This is a genomic window from Pseudocitrobacter cyperus (genome assembly GCF_039889165.1).
GTDB lineage: Bacteria > Pseudomonadota > Gammaproteobacteria > Enterobacterales > Enterobacteriaceae > Pseudocitrobacter > Pseudocitrobacter cyperus.
In genome coordinates, this window is sequence record NZ_JAYMYY010000001.1 from 265491 (window position 1) to 283766 (window position 18276).

The window sequence follows — 18276 nt, forward strand, 5'->3', positions numbered from 1 at the left end:
TTAGGGAAATGTTAAACAGAGAGGAGAAAACTTCCCCACCGCGGGTGCGCTGGGGAAGAGCGTATTACAGACGCGTGGCAACAGCGGCGGCGAGTTTTTCCAGCAGTAGCTCTGTGTCTTCCCAACTCAGACACGGATCGGTAATCGACTGGCCATAGGTGAGCGGCTGATCGGCAACAATTTTTTGGGTACCTTCACGCAGGAAGCTTTCAGCCATGACACCGGCAATAGCAGTAGAGCCGTTGCGGATTTGCTGGCAGATATCATCACAAACATCGAGCTGGCGGCGGTGCTGTTTTTGACAATTACCGTGGCTGAAATCCACTACCAGATGTTCCGGCAGATCGAACTGATGCAGCGTATCGCAGGCTGCGGCGATATCTTCGGCATGATAGTTCGGTTTTTTACCTCCGCGCATGATGATGTGCCCGTAGGGGTTACCGCTGGTCTGGTAGATTGTCATTTGGCCATTTTTATCCGGCGACAGGAACATATGGCTGGCACGTGCTGCGCGGATGGCATCCACCGCGATACGCGTGTTGCCATCGGTGCCATTTTTAAAGCCGACCGGGCAGGAGAGCGCTGAGGCCATTTCACGGTGGATCTGGCTTTCGGTTGTACGCGCGCCAATGGCGCCCCAGCTAATCAGGTCGGCGATAAACTGACCGGTCACCATATCGAGAAATTCAGTGGCGGTCGGCACACCCATCGTGTTCACCTGCAACAGCAGTTTGCGCGCCAGTTCAATGCCATGGTTCACCCGGTAGCTGCCATTCAGGTCAGGATCGGAGATAAGCCCCTTCCAGCCAACAACGGTACGCGGTTTTTCAAAATAGGTACGCATGACGATCTCAAGCTGACCCTGGTGTTTTTCACGCATGATTTGCAGGCGGCGGGCGTAGTCCAGCGCCGCGTCGAGATCGTGAATAGAGCAGGGCCCGACAATCACCAGCAGACGACGGTCTTCACCGTTAAGGATCTTTTCAATTCGCTGACGAGAGGCGGTGACGTTTCCGGCAACATCCGGGGAGATGGGGTAGCGCTGAGCTAATTCAGCAGGCGTAACGAGGCTCTCAATACGAGCGGTACGCAATTCATCGGTCTTATTCATTAGGGATCTCAGAAATTTGTTTCTTCACCAGACAAAACGCCGGGAAGTGATGCACATCACGATAAACCAATCCCGGCTGATTTCAAGAGCGGGGCGTCATGTGCATTCATTCACGGCGCTATGATAAACAAATTTATCGTATTGTACTAGTTCATTAGTACATTCTGCGGCTTAATCCCATAATGTCCATGATTTTGGTGGCAATTTCTTCAACGGAATAGTTAGTACTGTTAATCCATGGAATTTGATTTTTGCGATACAGCGCTTCCACTTCCGCCACTTCCATTCGGCATTGGCGCATCGAAGCGTAGCGGCTATTTTCCCTGCGCTCTTCGCGGATTGCCGCCAGGCGCTCAGGATTAATCGTCAGGCCGAACAGTTTGTGTTGCAGTGGCTTGAGCGATGCCGGAAGGATGAGGTTATCCATATCATCGGCGATAAACGGGTAGTTAGCGGCGCGGATACCGAACTGCATCGCCAGATAGAGGCTGGTAGGGGTTTTTCCACAGCGAGAAACGCCAAGCAAAATAACCTGCGCCTGATCGAGATTGCGTAGCGAAATACCGTCATCATGGGCCAGGGTGTAATCAATCGCGGCAATACGGGCATCATATTTCAGTAGATTACCCGGATTAAGCCCGTGGGTGCGATGCGCAACCGGCGTTGGGTCGAGTTTAAGTTCTTCCTGAAGCGGAGCGACCAGCGCCTGCACGATGTCCTGACAAAATCCTTCACATTGCAAAATGATGTCGCGAATTTCCGGAATGACAATGGAGTAGAACACCAGCGGGCGAACGCCGGTTTGCTGATAAATCGCGTCGATCTGATCTTTTACGGCCCGGGCGCGGCTTTCACTTTCAATAAACGGCAGGGTGATGCTGTTGATCACCACCGGAAACTGTGACATCACAGCGTGGCCCAGCACTTCCGCGGTGATGGCGGTACCATCAGAAATATAAAAAACCTGCCGATCGACTGCATTTTCCATTTCAACAATCCAGAAAAGTGAGGTTAATTGTCTGAAAGCATAAATTAAATTCGCAGAAAACCCCACCGCATTTGTCTGATTTGTGAAAGTGGAACGCTATTTTTATTTTTTATGAAAAGTCCGGTTCATTTTTCAAAATAGACAGATTATGCCGCTGATTATTACGCCTTTCCCGCAGAATCAGCGGGTTATATCGTTTCTGGTATCAATCCTAAAAACGAAAAAATTAATTTGCTTGAACGATTCACCGTTTTTTTTGGCTGTTTAAATATGCCAGGATAATTTGAGTAGTCAGTAGTTTCTTAATCACTGCTTTTTTAATCAAAAAAGGATTGTCTCGATGACCAACAATGGCTCGTCAACGCTGGTGCTTTGGTATAACCAACTCGGCATGAATGATGTAGACAGAGTTGGGGGCAAAAATGCCTCCCTGGGTGAAATGATTACAAACCTGTCCGATCTGGGGGTTTCGGTTCCCAACGGATTTGCAACCACTGCCGATGCGTTTAATCAATTCCTCGACCAAAGCGGCGTGAATCAGCGCATTTATCAACTGTTGGATCAGACAGATATTGATGATGTGACCGCGCTGGCGAAAGCCGGTGCGCAGATCCGCCAGTGGATCATCGACACACCTTTCCAGGGCGAACTGGAAACGGCTATTCGTGACGCGTACAACCAACTCTCTGCGGATGACGCAGACGCCTCTTTTGCTGTGCGTTCTTCAGCAACGGCGGAAGATATGCCGGATGCCTCCTTCGCCGGTCAGCAGGAAACCTTCCTCAACGTACAGGGCTATGATGCGGTACTGGTTGCAGTGAAGCACGTCTTTGCATCGCTGTTTAACGACCGCGCGATCTCCTACCGTGTCCACCAGGGGTACGACCATCGCGGTGTTGCGCTCTCGGCGGGCGTTCAACGGATGGTGCGCTCCGATCTTGCCTCTTCCGGGGTGATGTTCTCTATCGACACCGAATCTGGTTTCGACCAGGTGGTATTTATCACTTCGGCCTGGGGCCTGGGTGAAATGGTGGTGCAGGGCGCGGTGAACCCGGACGAATTTTACGTCCATAAACCGACGCTGGCGGCCAATCGCCCGTCGATTGTGCGCCGTACCATGGGTTCCAAAAAAATCCGCATGGTCTACGCCCCGACGCAGGAGCACGGCAAGCAGGTTAAAATTGAAGATGTCCCGCAGGCACAGCGCGATATTTTCTCGTTGACCAACGAGGAAGTGCAGGAGCTGGCAAAACAGGCCGTCCAGATTGAAAAACACTATGGTCGCCCGATGGATATCGAGTGGGCCAAAGATGGTCATACCGGCAAGCTATTTATCGTGCAGGCCCGCCCGGAAACTGTACGTTCACGCGGCCAGGTCATGGAGCGTTACACGCTGCATTCGCAGGGTAAAATCATCGCTGAAGGTCGCGCGATCGGCCATCGCATTGGCGCGGGTAGCGTGAAAGTTATCCATGATATTAGCGAGATGAACCGCATTCAGCCAGGCGACGTGCTGGTGACTGACATGACCGACCCGGACTGGGAACCGATCATGAAAAAAGCGGCGGCGATTGTGACTAACCGCGGCGGAAGGACTTGCCACGCGGCGATTATCGCGCGTGAACTGGGGATCCCTGCGGTGGTGGGCTGTGGCGATGCGACTGAACGCATGAAAGACGATGAGAGCGTCACCGTCTCCTGTGCGGAAGGCGATACCGGTTATGTCTATGCAGATCTGCTCGACTTTAGCGTGAAGAGTTCCAGCGTCGATACCATGCCGGATATGCCGCTGAAGATCATGATGAACGTCGGTAATCCGGATCGCGCCTTTGACTTCGCTTGTCTGCCGAATGAAGGTGTTGGCCTCGCGCGTCTGGAATTTATTATCAACCGGATGATTGGCGTTCACCCACGCGCACTGCTGGAGTTCGATGACCAGGAGCCCGCGCTGCAGAACGAAATCCGTGAGATGATGAAAGGCTTTGACTCACCGAGAGAGTTTTACGTGGGTCGTCTGACGGAAGGGATCGCGACGCTGGGCGCGGCGTTCTACCCGAAAAGGGTGATTGTGCGTCTGTCCGATTTTAAATCAAATGAATATGCCAACCTCGTCGGTGGTGAGCGCTATGAACCGCACGAAGAGAACCCGATGCTGGGCTTCCGTGGAGCGGGTCGTTACGTTTCCGAAAGTTTCCGCGACTGCTTCGCGCTGGAGTGCGAAGCAGTGAAACGCGTGCGTAACGAAATGGGCCTGACGAACGTGGAAATCATGATCCCATTTGTGCGTACCGTCGACCAGGCGAAAGCGGTGGTGGATGAACTGGCGCGCCAGGGGCTCAAACGCGGTGAGAACGGTCTGAAGATCATCATGATGTGCGAGATCCCGTCTAACGCGCTGTTAGCTGAGCAGTTCCTCGAACATTTCGATGGTTTCTCTATCGGTTCCAACGACATGACACAACTGGCGCTGGGCCTTGACCGCGACTCCGGCGTCGTGTCAGAGCTTTTCGATGAGCGTAATGACGCAGTCAAAGCGCTGTTGTCGATGGCTATCCGTGCCGCGAAGAAACAGGGCAAGTACGTGGGCATTTGCGGTCAGGGGCCTTCGGATCATGAAGACTTCGCTGCCTGGCTGATGGAAGAGGGCATCGATAGCCTCTCTCTGAATCCGGATACCGTGGTGCAAACCTGGTTGAGCCTTGCGGAATTAAACAAGTAATCCTCTAAATAAGCCCCCCGGCATGTCAATTCCGGGGGCTTTCTTAAATTTGTTGTATCAGACTCTCCTTATTTGCGACCGATCACACTCCGATAAAAAAACGAAAAAACATAAATCTCCTGCGAAATTAGACAATTGTTGTCGCCATACCTCTTCTGAATACTGGTTTTATTCAACCTGTCCAGGAGAAAGCCATGACCCCGATTTATAAAGATCCTCAGCGCCCGATAAACGAGCGCGTGACCGATTTACTTGCCCGTATGACTCCGGAAGAGAAATTTGCCCAGATGCATGCGTACTGGCTGGTGCTGTCTGAAGATGGGCAACATCGGGAAAGAAGTGACATGAGCGATGAATTTGCGGGCGTCAGCGAACAGGCGTCACTGGCAGAGCGATTAACCCTGGGCGTCGGGCAAATCACTCGCCCGCTGGGTACGCATATTGTTGATGCGAAAACGGGCGTCAGGGCGGCGAATCGGCTGCAAAAAATGTTGATGGAAGAGACGCGCCTTGGCATTCCTGCGCTGTTCCACGAAGAGTGTCTGGTCGGTTTATTGTGCAAAGATGCCACGTTGTTCCCCTCGTCGCTGAATTACGGTTCTACCTGGGATCCTGAGCTGGTTAAACGCGCCGCGCAGCAGATAGGCGAAGAAGCGCGCTCAACGGGCTGTAAGCAGGGGCTGGCGCCGGTGCTGGATGTGTCGCGCGACGTGCGCTGGGGACGTACTGAAGAGACGTTTGGTGAAGATCCCTGGCTGGTGGGGGTGATGGCCTGTGCCTATGTTGACGGGCTGCAAGGCGAAAAACGCGATGTGCTGGCGACGCTCAAACACTATGTCGGGCACTCTTTCAGTGAAGGCGCGCGCAACCATGCGCCGGTGCACCTGGGCTTTCGCGAACTCAACGATACCTTCCTGTTGCCGTTCGAAATGGCGGTGAAACTGGCGAATGCGGGTTCGGTGATGCCCGCGTATCACGATATTGATAATCAACCGGGGCACAGTGATGCATTCCTGCTGACCACTTTGCTGCGGGAACGCTGGGGGTTTGATGGCATTGTGGTGGCGGACTACGGCGGTGTAAGCCTGCTGCATCAGCATCATGGCGTAAGTGCGGATGCTACGCACTCTGCGGCGCTGGCCTTCAATGCCGGTCTGGATGTCGAGCTGCCAAAAGATGATTGCGCGCGTCATCTGGCGCAGGCGCTGGAGCGTGGTCTCATCACGATGGCGAAAGTGGATGAAATCGTCTCGCGCGTTCTGACGGAGAAATTTCGTCTTGGCCTGTTTGAGCACCCGTACACGGACGAAAAGGGGATCGCCCTCCAGTCGCCAGCCACACGGCAGGTGGCCAGAGATGTCGCAACCCGTTCCATCACCTTACTGGAAAACAGCGGTATTTTACCGCTGTCGGGCAAACCTCGCGTGGCGCTGATAGGGCCGACGGCGGACGATCCCCTGGCGCTGTTGAGTGGTTACAGTTTCCCGGTACACCTGATTATCAGCGACATGGTTGACAATACATCCCAGGTTACGACGCCGCTTGCGGCACTACGCACTTATCTGGGAGAGGAAAACATCCGCTATGCCAAAGGTTGTCATATCATCAAAGAGCGTCTGGCGGGCGCGCCGGTGTTCCCTGGCGATAGTTCTGGTAAGCCGATACAGTCGTCACCCGTCTCTCCCGATACCTCGCTTATCAATGATGCCGTGAAGGTGGCGCAGGAAAGCGAGGTGGTGATTGCCTGTGTGGGCGATCTGGCCGGGCTGTTCCAGAGCGGTACGGTAGGAGAAGGTTCTGACACCGATAGCCTGAATCTGCCAGGCGTACAGCAGCAACTGCTGGAAGCGCTGGTGGCGACGGGTAAACCCGTCATTGTGGTCATGACCGGCGGCCGTCCATACAGCCTGCAAGGGCTGGAGTCAAAAGTGGCTGCATTTATGCTGGCGTGGGCTCCCGGTCAGGAGGGCGGCTGGGCGATTGCTGACGTGCTGACCGGGCGTGCAGAACCGCAGGGCAGGTTGGTGGTGAGCGTTCCCAAAAGCGCAGGTGCGATGCCGTTTTACTACAACCACAAACTGAAAAGCGGCGGTACGCCTTTTGCCTTCCATTTTGGTGCGCGCTATCCGTTTGGCTATGGTCAGAGCTGGACTACGTTTGAATATGGCGCACCGACGCTGCTGGCATCGGAAGTCGATATTTGCGGCAATGTCGTGCTGCGCGTGACTGTCAAAAACCAGGGCGAGCGCCGCGGCAGCGATGTCGTACAGGTTTATGTTCACGATAAACTCGCCTCAATGGTACGTCCGCTTCAGGAACTGAAAGCGTTCCAGCGTATTGAACTGGATCCTGGCGCTGAGGCTGTGCTGACCTTTACGGTGCCGGTGGATATGCTCAACTTTACCGGTTTCGATGGTCAACGCCTTGTTGAACCTGGGGAGTTTGAGTTCCAGGTAGGGCGCTCGTCAGCGGACATTCAGGGAGCGGTTACGGTGCGGGTGACGGGTGAGGCGCGGGTGCTGCCGGAGAAATGGAACATGATGAGCCGGTGTGATGTGAAGTAAGCAAAAAAACGGCAGGCAAAACGTGTGTTTTGCGCTGCCGGTTTTTTACGCCTTGTACTGACTCCTCCGTTGTACGATATCCTGGCGAAGCTGGAATTTTTGTACTTTGCCGGAGGCGGTACGTGGTAACGCATCCACAATGACTACGTGTTCCGGATATTTATATTTTGCCACCCGTTTACGGCTAAAAAAGGTGACAATCTCGTCGAGCAGTAGCGTGTCGAACGCAGGTTTGAGCACAACATAGGCGCAGGATCGCTCGCCTAAACGCTCATCCGGCATGGCAACGACGCAGGCGTCGTGAATTTTAGGATGTTGCAAGAGAATATCTTCCACCTCCCGACTGCTGATATTCTCCCCGCCGCGCACGATAATATCTTTTCTGCGCCCGGTAATTTTAATATAGCCCGCTTCATCCATGCGGCAGAGATCGCCGCTGTAGTACCAGCCTTCGTCATCCAGCGCTTTGGCGGTGAGTTCCGGCTCATCAAGGTAGCCCATAAAGACATTGGGCCCGCGTGAAGCTTCTTCACCTTCCTCACCTGGCGGAAGTGTATTCCTCGCGTTATCCACGACCTTGATTTCCACTCCTTCGGCGGCATACCCGTCTGTATTCATCATCCGGGAAATTGAATCATCAAGATTGACCAACGCATGGGGTGAACTCTCCGTCGAGCCGTACACGCTGAGTAAGCGGATACCCCGTTGCTGGCAGCCGTGAGCCACCGTCTTCGGAATGGTGGTGCCACCGCACAGAAAAAAACGCAGGGAGGAGAGGTCTGCCGGTTGTTTTTCGAGGGCGCAGAGCAGGTCATAGACAAAGGGTGTTGCGCCAGGCATGCAGGTGCAGTGTTGTTGTTCAAGCAGGGCGAGGCAGGCGGTTGGCGTAAACACATCCAGCAGTACACTGCGTGCGCCAATCAGAAACGGGGCAGTCACGCCATGCAAAAAACCGGTGGCGTGGCCCAGCGGCGCAGGCATTAAAAACACATCCTGCCAGCTCAGGTTGAGGCGCGCGCAGTAGGCGCGTTCGCTGGCGAGGATATTATTGTGGGTAAGCATGACGCCCTTTGGCATGCCTTCCGTGCCGGAGGTAAACAAAACGGCAGCCAGCTCATCGCCATGGACGTTGGCTGTGCTGGCAAGCGGCGCGTGTTCGGCGAGGATCTGGCTCAGCGCGAGCGAGGTGGTTGCCGGGGCGAGCTTATCGACGCCGACAATCTGCCGCAGATGGGGCAACTGATTTTGCAGGGGAAGGATAAGCTCGACCGGGCGAGTTTGCTTAAACAGGGTTGGCGCGAAGAAAATCTTTGCCTGACATTTGTTCAGCACCCATACCAGTTCCGCTTCTCGCCACGCAGGGAGCAGCGGTACGCAAACCGCGCCGATCTTCAGGCAGGCGATATAGATAAGGGTAAACTCGCACCAGCCTGGCAACTGAAATGCCACCCGATCGCCAGGCTGAACGCCGTTTTGCAGTAGCCAGCTCGCCAGGCTCCCGGCCGCGCGATCCAGTGCTGCGTATGTCCAGGACGCGCCGTGATTATCCACCACGGCGATTTTATCCGGCACGGCCAGCGAAGTTTGCCGCCAGTAGTCGCCCAGTGAGGCGTCGCCCCAAAAGCCAAGCTCGCGGTACTTTTGTCGGCGGCTGGCATTAAACTGCAGTGTGATACTCATTAGTTTATTCTCACTCAATACAAACGATGCTATCTCCTCTTTGTTGACTGTTCGTCAGCCGTAACGGAAATCGACGCCAAAGGTACCCGCCGGATAGTTCCATTTTTCGAGGATGGTTTCGCCGCACAGTACCCGGCAGGTTCCGCACTCGAGACAACCCGCGGAATCAAAATGGATGTTGCCAGCCTCATCCTGCTTGTAGAGCCCGGCGGGGCAGGCGTTCAACAGCTTCCGAAACTCGGTTGCGTCTGGATGATTGGCGAGAACAATATGCGGGTTGCCTTCATCGACATGAAATTTATTGACGCCCAGCTTGACGTCGACGTTAACGCGATTCTCCTGGCTCATAATGCTGTCGCTCCCTTGATGCCGTCTTTCAGTAAATTCATCAGGCCGATTTTTTTCATGTGTGACATCACCATTTTGCGAACTGGCTGATTAGCGCGGCCGTCAATGGTAAACATATCGTTCATGATGTCCGCCAGCATCTGCGGGTACTGGCTGAACAGGCGCGGATTTTCCATCAGCGCAGGTAGTTTGCGAAAATGCTGCATATCGCGGATAACGCAGCCCTGTTCCAGCGCGCTTTTGTATGCTGACAATGTGCCCGAAGAGAAGTCCTGCTGCGCTTTTGCGGCAATTGCCGTGTTGGCCGCCGCTTCGGCAGACGCGATAGCTAAGTCCATCCCGCGCACCGTATAGCCGAGGTTCAGGCAAAAACCGGCGGCATCGCCGACAATCATCACTCCATTGCCAAAGAGTTGCGGCACCATCGCCATTCCGCCCTCAGGCACCATATGCGCCGAATATTCGAGCAGTTTTCCTCCCTTGATAAGAGGGCGAATATCAGGATGCTGTTTAAAATCTTCCAGCATCTGCGGTACGCTCTTTTTCGCATGGGCCATATCGCCCAGCCCGCATGCCAGCCCAAGCGAGACGGAGTCCTGGTTGGTATAAAGAAAGCCGCCGCCCATCAGACCATTCGAAGGTGAACCTGCGAACAACCAGGCCGCCCCCTCATTTTCGTTGAGATTGAAGCGATCTTCGATTTGAGCCGCAGAGAGGGCGATCACCTCTTTCACGCCAACGGCGTAGTGATGTGGCGATGGGGTCGGCACCATACCAAGCGAACGGCCTAACAAGGAATTGACGCCATCCGCCAGAATGACCACGTTGGCTTCAAGCACATCATCCCCGGCCTGTACACCGCAGACCTGGCCGCCTTCCTGAATCAATGCATCAACGCGAACGCCGGGAATAAACTGCGCGCCAGCCTCTTCTGCCTGCGCCATTAGCCAGGGGTCGAAGCGGTTGCGTAGCACTGTCCAGCAATCCTGCGCGGGTGAGTCCGGTCTTTGGCGATGAAAATCGAGTGTGACCGCGCTGTCGTCGGTCATAAAGGCGATCTTTTCACGGGTAACTTTGCGCTCAAGGGGAGCATGTTGCGCAAAACCGGGCATAATATTTTCGAGGCTATGGGCGTACAAACGTCCCCCGGTCATATTTTTGCTGCCTGCTTGATTGCCACGCTCAATGACCAGAACATCCAGCCCCGCTTTCGCCATCACATAAGCCGCCACCGAACCCGCGACGCCGGCGCCTACCACGATGGCATCAAATTTCTCATCCGACATATTTATTCTCCCTTCCTGCTGTCGTCGCCTGGGAATTAACGCAGATGGGCGATCAGTGACGGAACGACCTTGTAGATATCGCCCACCAGCCCGTAATCGGCATAGCTGAAGATGGGCGCGTTTTTATCTTTATTGATAGCGACGATGACTTTCGCGCCGTTTCCCCCCACCATGTGCTGAATTTGTCCGGAAATACCCAGCGCCAGATAGAGATCAGATTTCAACAGGACGCCGGATACCCCGATGTAACGTTCGCGCTCCATCCAGTTTTCCCCTTCGGCAATAGGGCGGGAACAGCCCACTTCCGCACCCAATGCGGCAGCCAGCTCTCGTACCATCGCCAGATCGTCCTGCGCGACCAGGCCGCGTCCCACACCGACCACGCGCTTCGCTTTACTGAGATCCACGCTGCTGAGTGACCTGGCGCGGCGTTCCAGACAAAGAATTTCATGACGCGGGGCAACCCGGACGGCGTTAACCACCGGGCAGCGGTGCGCGGGATTTGCCACGACAGGTTCCATCACGCCCGGAGCGAGGGTAATGATGGTCATTGGTGTATTCAGTTTCTCTTTACCAAAGGCCAGACCACCGTACATACGGTGTTCGGCATACACCGTGCCGTTGTCGATATTGACCGATGTGGCATCATTAACCAGGGCTGCATTCAGCAGAACGCTCAGGCGAACGCCGAGCGCTTTGCAGCGCCGGGTGGCCGACATCAATAACAGCCCGTTGCCTTTCTCGTTGAGTAAACTGACAATGGTTTCAGCATAATTTTCAATTCGTTGCAGGTCATTACTGCTATCCAGCACAATAATGCCATTCGGGGCAAGTGCGGTAACGTGCGCAATATGTTCGGCAGTCACGATGGCAAAAACCTGCTGCCCCCACTGGCGAGCGCCTGCCATTAATTCTGCATAGCGCTCAACATTGTCGCTGAATACCCAGACGTGGGTTAATTGGCTCATGATCTTTTCTCCGTTGGGTTCAGTTCAGGGCTTTCTTCAGATGCTCAGCCAGTTCGGCAATGGCTTCCGGGGAGTCGTTATCCAGCATGATGTGCCGGCGTTCCGCCTGTGGCGGTACACTGATTTCGACAAGCTCCGCCTGCAGCGTTTCCTGATGCCAGTCGATATCGTTTGCTGTCCACTGGATGACGGGTTTTTTGCCTGCACCGAGGATGGCCTTCATGGAGGGGATACGCGGTGCGTTGATGTCTGAGGTGACGCAAATCACGGCGGGGAGGGGGAGCGAGATCACTTCTATATCGTCTTCGAGCGTGCGTTCAACGATAATGCTGTCGCCCTTGCGTTGTATATTGCTTACCGCATTGACGGCGGGGATCTGCAGATATTCCCCTGCCAGCAGGCCCACCTGCTGGGCATAGAAATCGCCGGATCCTTCTCCGAATATGAGCAGGTCGAAGCCAATTTTTTCGACGGCGGCGACAAGGGCGCGGGCGGTTTCTTTCGGCAGTGCATGTTCCAGGTGGTTATCCTGAACCATGTACAGTGCATGCGGCCCCCGGGAGAGTATATCTTTGCGCACTTTCGAGTTTTGCAGCAGCGAACCGCCGACGGTCAACGCCGCAATCTCATCTTCATCGCCAGCCAGTTGTGCTGCAGCCTCAATGGCATTCAAATCGAACTGGCTGATTTTCGCATCGGCGTTGTCAAAACTGAGCGCCCGTTCAGGGGTAATAACAATATCCTGTTCCTCAGGAACCAGCTTAAAACAGGTAACTATTTTCATGGCATCTCCTTTGAGCCTCGAGCTGAAGACACAATTGCGGCCTGCAGCGGCGAAATAGAAATTTGGACTGGAAATAGTGTGCGGCAGCGCGAGCAGAGTTTCGACATGTCAAGCTGTTTTCATTACCAATAATCTTGCAAAAAAATTGCGAGCAACTGAACAAAATAAAATGATGTCATTATTTTCGGTGAGGGAGGACGTATTATCTTGCATGCCAGGCTAATAATCTTGTTTTGTGGGGAAACAGAGGAGTTGTGCAAGGCGAAATCTCGCTCTATGTTATCCCTAATATTTTGCACAGGATGGTTCGCAACCAGTGGAGGTTATTATGTATCAACGTTGCTTTGATAATGTTATGGAAAATATTTTTGAACAGGGAAAAATGCCACGACTCTCACGTTTTGTTATCAGTGATGACCCAAAATGGGAATCTGGTCATCATGTTCATGATAATGAAACGGAACTTATTTATGTCAAAAAAGGCGTTGCCCGTTTAATTATCGACTCTTCCCTGTATGTTGCCCATGCTGACGATATCGTGGTGGTGGAAAAAGGGCGACTACACGCTGTGGCCTCCGATATCAATGCGCCCGCGACCACTTACACATGCGCGCTGCATGGTTTTCGTTTACGTGGCTGGGAGGAAAATCAGCTACTGCAGCCTCACTCCTGCCCGGTAGCCTCGGTGGTACAGGGAAAGGAGGTAATCAAAAGTATTTTTGACGAGCTAAGCGTGTTGTTACCACAAAGTCATAATCTTCCTTCCCTGCATGATGCATTTGCCTATACGCTGACTGTTTTATTTTACGAAAATTTCAAGAATGTCTATCGCTCTGAGCAAGGGGTAATCAGAAAAGATATTCTGATAAAAGATATTCTGGTTTATCTTAATAATAATTATCGAGAGAAAATAACGTTAGGTAATTTATCGAAGAAGTTTCGTGCCAGTGTTAGTTATATTTGTCATGAGTTCACTAAAGAGTATCACATTTCGCCAATAAATTATGTTATCCAGCGGCGAATGACGGAGGCGAAATTTTCACTGACAAATACCGATTTCTCCCTGGCGGAGATTTCAGTTCAGGTAGGTTATGAAAATGTCGACCATTTTACCAAATTATTTCAGCGTCACGTAGGATGCTCTCCGAGTGATTATCGGAAGCAATTTAAAAATTATATGGCTGAGTCAGCCCATTATTCGGGTCATTGCGGGCAATCTCCGCTGTTTATGTAAAATAAGGCGCGCAGTCGCGTACTGCGCGCCTTGCCATTTATTTGTTCTGGTAATCTTTCAGGATTTGTCGACCTGCTACGTAGATCATGATTTCGTCGGTGCCGCCGCCGATACGTTCGCAACGAACATCACGCCAGAAGCGGGAGACACGCGCCTCATCCGTATACCCCAGCCCGCCCATAATTTGAATCGCATCGTCAATCACTTCCATGGCGGTGCGCGCGCAATGAAGTTTCGCCAGCGCTGCACTGGTGCGCAACGACTGTTCCTGATCCGCCTGCCAGGCGACCTTTAGCACCATATTGCGCATGTTTTCTATTTTAATCGCCATCAGGGCCAGCTTTTCCTGGATCATCTGATTATGACCAATCGGTTTTCCAAAGGCGATGCGCTGATTGGCATAGCGGGCAGCGTCTTCGAATGCGCATTCGGCAAAGCCGGTACTGCGGGCTGCGTTAATTAGGCGCTCCATTTCAAAGTTGTACATCACATTGAGGAAGCCCATGCCTTCTTCGCCAACCATATCGCTTTCATCGACCTCGACATCGTCGAGATAGACTTCGCAAGTACTCAGCATGTGCCAGCCGATTTTGTGCAGAGGATTTATTTTAATCCCCGGTTTGCTGGAATCCACCCACCAGAGGGTGAAAGCTTTTTTCGGATCTTTCGGCTCAGGATCGCGCGCCAGCACCAACATGTAGGGGTACTCCTTCGCCCCGGTAATAAAGGTTTTCTGGCCGTTCAGATAAACTTTGCCATTTTTACGGGTGTAGCGGGTGGTGGCGCTATTATTGTCAGAACCCGCCCCCGGTTCGGTTAATGCCAGCGCGTAAGCGGGGTCGCCGGTCTCCAGCGTGCTTTCCGCGGTTTTGCGGAGTTGCTCGGGGGAGCCGAAACGGCGCATGCTGTGAATACACTGGCCATTGGTGATGAGAAAGGCTGGCGCGCCGCATTTAGACACTTCCATCAGCGCCAGCATCTGGGTGACATAATCTGCCGGAATACCGCCGAACTCTTCCGGCACACCAAGCAGGGAGATACCGTTTTCGGCCAGCGCCTGCATAAACTCGCGGGGGTAGGTACCTGTTTGATCGCAGGTGCGGAAGTATTCTTCCGGGAAATGCGTGGTGATCAGTTCACGAATGCTGGCAAGTAACAATTCCTGCTCTTCGGTTAAAGCAAAATCCATCTTCTTACTCCTTCTCGTTGCTCGATTCCGGCAATACAAAGCCCATTGCTGCATCGATAAATAATCGTTTATCCATCATTTTCAGGTCAGGCGAAATAACCGGGACAAAATCCATTCGACCGAGAATGTCTTTTTCCAGATCGGCGCCAGGGGCAATCTCAATTAAGTGCAGACCATCCTCTTTCAACGTGAATACGGCACGTTCAGTGATATAACGCACGTCCAGCCCGCGTTCGAGGGCAATTTTCCCGCTGAAGGTAATTTCGGGTAGTTCACGGATAAATTTATTCACCCGACCTTCCTGAAGAATATTTAATTTGCCGTCGGCAATTTCTGTCTTCAGGCTGCCTGCGGTTAACGTTCCGCAGAACACAATTTTCTTTGAGGTGGCGCTGATATCAATAAAACCGCCGGTGCCCATGATTTTGCCGTTGAATTTATGCACGCCGACGTTGCCGTGGCTGTCAACCTCAGCAAAGCTCAGGTAACAGACATCCAGGCCGCCGCCGTGGTAGAAGTCAAACTGCGAGGTCATATCCAGAATGGCGCGAGTATTGACGTTGGCGCCAAAGGCGATGCCCTGCGAGGTGATCCCACCGATGGGGCCGGTTTCTACTGTCAGGATAAAGTCATCCGCGCAGCCTTCTTCACGCGCGACCAGCCCGATGCCGTCGGCAATGCCAACGCCGACATTACCGACCGCGCCTTTACGCATTTCAAACAGGGCGCGACGGGCGACCAGCTTACGTTGATTCAGGGGGAGGGTGAGTTTGGTACTGTCGTCGAGGGTAAAATCGCCGGAGATAAATCGGTTCACCGGCGCGCCGCCGTAGAGCTGCGTCTGCTCAGAGTCTACCACCACAATATCCACCAGATAACCGGGAATGCGCACGGATTTTGGATGCAGGGTGGCTTTTTTCACCATTTTTTGCACCTGCATCATGACGATGCCGCCGTTGTTATGTACCGCCTGAGCCAGTACCAGCGCATCCAGATACATCACTTCATCTTCAAAGGAGGCATAGCCTTCGCTATCGCAGGTGGTGGCGCGGATAAAGGCGATAGTCGGCGCGATGGCTTTGTAGTAGAGATACTCTTTGTTCTCAATTTCGACCACTTTAATCAGGTCTTCTTTGGTCATTTCGTTGAGCTTGCCACCCTGAAGGCGGGGATCAACAAAGGTGCCAATGCCGATATCGCTGATAATGCCCGGTTGGTGAGCGGCAGAGGCGCGTAGAGTCTGCGTTAATACCCCCTGTGGATAGTTATAGGCGACAATTTTATTTTGTTCGGCTAAATCAGAGATGCGCGGCGATTGTCCCCAGTGCCCGCATAACGCCCATTTCACCAGCCCCTCTTGCGCCAGCGGGCTGATACCGCGATCGGCGCGATCGCCAAGACCAGTCGGGCTGATAATGGATAAATTACGCGGCGTCTGCGTTTGCTTATATTTATCCGCCAGTGCGTTAATTAAGGTTGTGGCTTCCAGAATACCGCCGCCAGCACCCAGAATACACAGAATGTCTTCGTCTTTAATATAATCTATCGCCTCCTGTGCAGAGAGCACAGGTACGCGTCCATTGACGCGCGGTGGTCGTCTGTTTTTCATTGCTACTCCTCGTACAACTCCCGGGCGGGTGCTCTGTGCCGGATTAAGGGCGCAGATAGCCATTGAATATTGACCTCAATATTCACATTTGGGGGTTATATTTTATTGAGAGCGGGGTTTTTAATTCCCGCTAAATTTAAAAACTTAAGCCTGATGCAGAATCGTTAATACCGTGCGCAGGTCGCTTACGGATATTTGCCCTGGCGCCGAGGCCTTCTTCACTGCGCCAAATGTGGCGGCGGAACCAAAGGTTTCTCCCGCCAGGCGCGAAATAACGCCAGATTTTGCCATCGACATAGTGATAATCGGTCGATCGGCAAACTGTTCCTGCATGGCAAGCGTCGCGCTAAGCAGCGTCAGTACATCACTACGATTTTGCGGCATCAGGGCGATTTTGGGGATATCCGCACCCAGTTCCTGCATTTTACGCAGTCGCCGGACTATCTCATCCGCTGCCGGGGTCTTGTGGAAATCATGGTTGGAGATAATGACTTTCACATTTTTGCGCTGCGCGTAGTCAACCGTCGCTTTAACGAGCTCATCACCGGTATACAGTTCGAGATCGATCATATCCACCACGCCACTATCGACAGCGGTGCGATTCAGCGCAATATAAGCCTCGGTAGAGATGGCCTGCTCGCCGCCTTCCTGTGCGCTGCGGAAGGTAAACAGCAGGGGAGTGTGTGGCATGATATCTCTGATAGCCCTGGCAGCTTCCATTACCACATCAACAGAGTCGACATTGGCGAAATGATCCACGCGCCACTCCAGCACATCAAAGTCAGCCTCGCGATAGGCCAGCGCTTCCGCTTTGACGCTGGCGATATCTTTGCCCATCAACGACACAATGATTTTTGGCACACCTTCGCCAATAACGAGGTTCTTAACGCATACGGTTTTCATTGAATACCCTTTTTTATTGACAGATTCAGGCGCTAAATCCCATAACCTGCTTCACATAATCCAGCGGGAAATCTTTCCCCGTCCACAGCTTGAACTGTTCAGCCCCTTGCCATAACAACATGCCGTAGCCATCGATGGTTTTGCAACCCGCTTGTTGCGCCTGTTGCAGAAGTTTTGTCATATGAGGATTGTAAACACACTCAGTGACCAGAAGATCCGGACGCAACAGAGAGATATCGCTGATAAGTGATTCATTTTCCAGCGGTTTCATACCTACTTTAGTGCCGTTGGTTAAAATATCTGCGCTGGCGAGCGCGGCCTCGAAGGCTTGCTTATCGGCCAGGTCTGTCACTGTGACTACGCAGTGGGTGTTTTCATTAACGCGTTTTGCGAACGCCTGCGCCTTGTCGAAAAATTCGTCGCGGCGGTTAAAGATCTTAATCTCTTTCAGCCCTTCGACTGCGCCCTGAGCGCCAATCGCAGTGGAGGCGCCGCCCGCGCCCAGCAGCAGCATGGTTTTACCTTTGATATCGAATCCGCTCTCTTTAATGGCGCGAATATGGCCCGTGCCATCGGTGTTAAAGCCCCGAAGATAGCCGTCATCATTGACAATGGTGTTGATCGCCCCAACCAGTTTGGCGGCTGGCGTCAATTCGTCAACAAATTCACACGCCAGTTGTTTATTGGGCATTGAGACGCCGGTGCCGCGCATTTTGAGTGCTTTTAGCCCTTCAATTGCTCCGGCAAAGGTGCTGTTGTCGACTTCAAAGGCCATATAGGTATAAGGCAACCCGGCTTTTTCCAGCGCCTTATTTTGCATTTCCGGCGACAGGCTGTGTCTGATGGGGTAGGCCATCAGGCCGATCAATTCATATTTAGCGGTTACGTCCATA

The 18276-nt window shown here is 53.0% G+C and carries 14 protein-coding genes; 3 read left to right on the plus strand and 11 right to left on the minus strand.

The annotated features are described in order from the left end of the window. Window positions 1-64: 64 nt before the first annotated feature. Together aroH and ppsR are read right to left on the minus strand one after the other, a co-directional pair. A complete protein-coding gene (gene aroH / locus VSR74_RS01310; RefSeq protein ID WP_347793020.1) occupies window positions 65-1111 on the minus strand; it encodes a 3-deoxy-7-phosphoheptulonate synthase AroH in 1047 nt (348 codons plus the stop codon). Window positions 1112-1265: 154 nt separating this feature from the next. Then, complete coding sequence (ppsR, locus tag VSR74_RS01315) at window positions 1266-2099, minus strand: posphoenolpyruvate synthetase regulatory kinase/phosphorylase PpsR (RefSeq protein ID WP_015964190.1); 834 nt, start codon at window positions 2097-2099, stop codon at window positions 1266-1268. Window positions 2100-2439: 340 nt separating this feature from the next. Between ppsR and ppsA the strand changes: the two genes are divergently transcribed. After that, on the plus strand, window positions 2440-4818 hold the full coding sequence (ppsA, locus tag VSR74_RS01320) for a phosphoenolpyruvate synthase (RefSeq protein ID WP_347793021.1): 2379 nt from the start codon (window positions 2440-2442) through the stop codon (window positions 4816-4818). Window positions 4819-5012: 194 nt separating this feature from the next. Then, the gene (locus VSR74_RS01325) at window positions 5013-7382 is read left to right on the plus strand and encodes a glycoside hydrolase family 3 N-terminal domain-containing protein (protein ID WP_347793022.1); all 2370 of its coding nucleotides are present in this window, start codon (window positions 5013-5015) and stop codon (window positions 7380-7382) included. Between the two features lie 45 nt (window positions 7383-7427). Here the strand turns inward: VSR74_RS01325 and fadK are convergent, their stop codons facing one another. Genes fadK through VSR74_RS01350 form a run of 5 tightly spaced genes read right to left on the minus strand, consistent with a single transcriptional unit; the run spans window position 7428 to window position 12448 of the window. Then, complete coding sequence (fadK, locus tag VSR74_RS01330; protein ID WP_347793023.1) at window positions 7428-9062, minus strand: medium-chain fatty-acid--CoA ligase; 1635 nt, start codon at window positions 9060-9062, stop codon at window positions 7428-7430. A 54-nt stretch (window positions 9063-9116) separates the two neighbouring features. Continuing rightward, window positions 9117-9410 (minus strand): ferredoxin family protein, encoded by a 294-nt coding sequence (locus tag VSR74_RS01335; protein WP_347793024.1) that lies wholly within the window; start codon window positions 9408-9410, stop codon window positions 9117-9119. Beyond that, complete coding sequence (locus VSR74_RS01340) at window positions 9407-10696, minus strand: FAD-dependent oxidoreductase (protein WP_347793025.1); 1290 nt, start codon at window positions 10694-10696, stop codon at window positions 9407-9409. The genes VSR74_RS01335 and VSR74_RS01340 overlap by 4 nt, the downstream gene beginning before the upstream one ends. 35 nt (window positions 10697-10731) lie before the next feature. Next, entirely contained in the window at window positions 10732-11664 is a 933-nt protein-coding gene (locus tag VSR74_RS01345; protein ID WP_347793026.1) for an electron transfer flavoprotein subunit alpha, read from the minus strand. Window positions 11665-11683: 19 nt separating this feature from the next. Beyond that, window positions 11684-12448 carry an electron transfer flavoprotein gene (locus VSR74_RS01350; RefSeq protein WP_347793027.1) on the minus strand — a complete coding sequence of 255 codons (765 nt, stop codon included), beginning with the start codon at window positions 12446-12448 and terminating at the stop codon, window positions 11684-11686. A 328-nt stretch (window positions 12449-12776) separates the two neighbouring features. Between VSR74_RS01350 and VSR74_RS01355 the strand changes: the two genes are divergently transcribed. Continuing rightward, window positions 12777-13682, plus strand: a complete 906-nt coding sequence (locus tag VSR74_RS01355) for an AraC family transcriptional regulator (protein WP_347793028.1) — start codon at window positions 12777-12779, stop codon at window positions 13680-13682. A 37-nt stretch (window positions 13683-13719) separates the two neighbouring features. Here VSR74_RS01355 and VSR74_RS01360 read toward each other — a convergent pair whose 3' ends face one another. The 4 genes from VSR74_RS01360 to ydiB all read right to left on the minus strand — a co-directional run bounded on the left by VSR74_RS01360 (window position 13720) and on the right by ydiB (window position 18275). Beyond that, entirely contained in the window at window positions 13720-14871 is a 1152-nt protein-coding gene (locus VSR74_RS01360; protein ID WP_347793029.1) for an acyl-CoA dehydrogenase, read from the minus strand. A gap of 4 nt (window positions 14872-14875) precedes the next feature. Next, complete coding sequence (locus VSR74_RS01365) at window positions 14876-16480, minus strand: acyl CoA:acetate/3-ketoacid CoA transferase (protein WP_347793030.1); 1605 nt, start codon at window positions 16478-16480, stop codon at window positions 14876-14878. Between the two features lie 144 nt (window positions 16481-16624). Beyond that, a complete protein-coding gene (gene aroD, locus VSR74_RS01370; protein WP_347793031.1) occupies window positions 16625-17383 on the minus strand; it encodes a type I 3-dehydroquinate dehydratase in 759 nt (252 codons plus the stop codon). A gap of 25 nt (window positions 17384-17408) precedes the next feature. Continuing rightward, window positions 17409-18275: a quinate/shikimate dehydrogenase gene (ydiB, locus tag VSR74_RS01375; protein WP_347793032.1), complete on the minus strand. Its 867-nt coding sequence runs from the start codon at window positions 18273-18275 to the stop codon at window positions 17409-17411. Window position 18276 lies beyond the last annotated feature (1 nt).

Coding starts and splice junctions, on each gene's coding strand:
- VSR74_RS01325 (WP_347793022.1), top strand. CDS start 5,013: ATGACCCCGATTTATAAAGATCCTCAGCGCCCGATAAACGAGCGCGTG.
- VSR74_RS01350 (WP_347793027.1), bottom strand. CDS start 12,448: ATGAAAATAGTTACCTGTTTTAAGCTGGTTCCTGAGGAACAGGATATT.
- fadK (WP_347793023.1), bottom strand. CDS start 9,062: ATGAGTATCACACTGCAGTTTAATGCCAGCCGCCGACAAAAGTACCGC.
- ydiB (WP_347793032.1), bottom strand. CDS start 18,275: ATGGACGTAACCGCTAAATATGAATTGATCGGCCTGATGGCCTACCCC.
- VSR74_RS01335 (WP_347793024.1), bottom strand. CDS start 9,410: ATGAGCCAGGAGAATCGCGTTAACGTCGACGTCAAGCTGGGCGTCAAT.
- aroH (WP_347793020.1), bottom strand. CDS start 1,111: ATGAATAAGACCGATGAATTGCGTACCGCTCGTATTGAGAGCCTCGTT.
- VSR74_RS01360 (WP_347793029.1), bottom strand. CDS start 14,871: ATGGATTTTGCTTTAACCGAAGAGCAGGAATTGTTACTTGCCAGCATT.
- VSR74_RS01345 (WP_347793026.1), bottom strand. CDS start 11,664: ATGAGCCAATTAACCCACGTCTGGGTATTCAGCGACAATGTTGAGCGC.
- VSR74_RS01355 (WP_347793028.1), top strand. CDS start 12,777: ATGTATCAACGTTGCTTTGATAATGTTATGGAAAATATTTTTGAACAG.
- ppsA (WP_347793021.1), top strand. CDS start 2,440: ATGACCAACAATGGCTCGTCAACGCTGGTGCTTTGGTATAACCAACTC.
- VSR74_RS01365 (WP_347793030.1), bottom strand. CDS start 16,480: ATGAAAAACAGACGACCACCGCGCGTCAATGGACGCGTACCTGTGCTC.
- ppsR (WP_015964190.1), bottom strand. CDS start 2,099: ATGGAAAATGCAGTCGATCGGCAGGTTTTTTATATTTCTGATGGTACC.
- VSR74_RS01340 (WP_347793025.1), bottom strand. CDS start 10,696: ATGTCGGATGAGAAATTTGATGCCATCGTGGTAGGCGCCGGCGTCGCG.
- aroD (WP_347793031.1), bottom strand. CDS start 17,383: ATGAAAACCGTATGCGTTAAGAACCTCGTTATTGGCGAAGGTGTGCCA.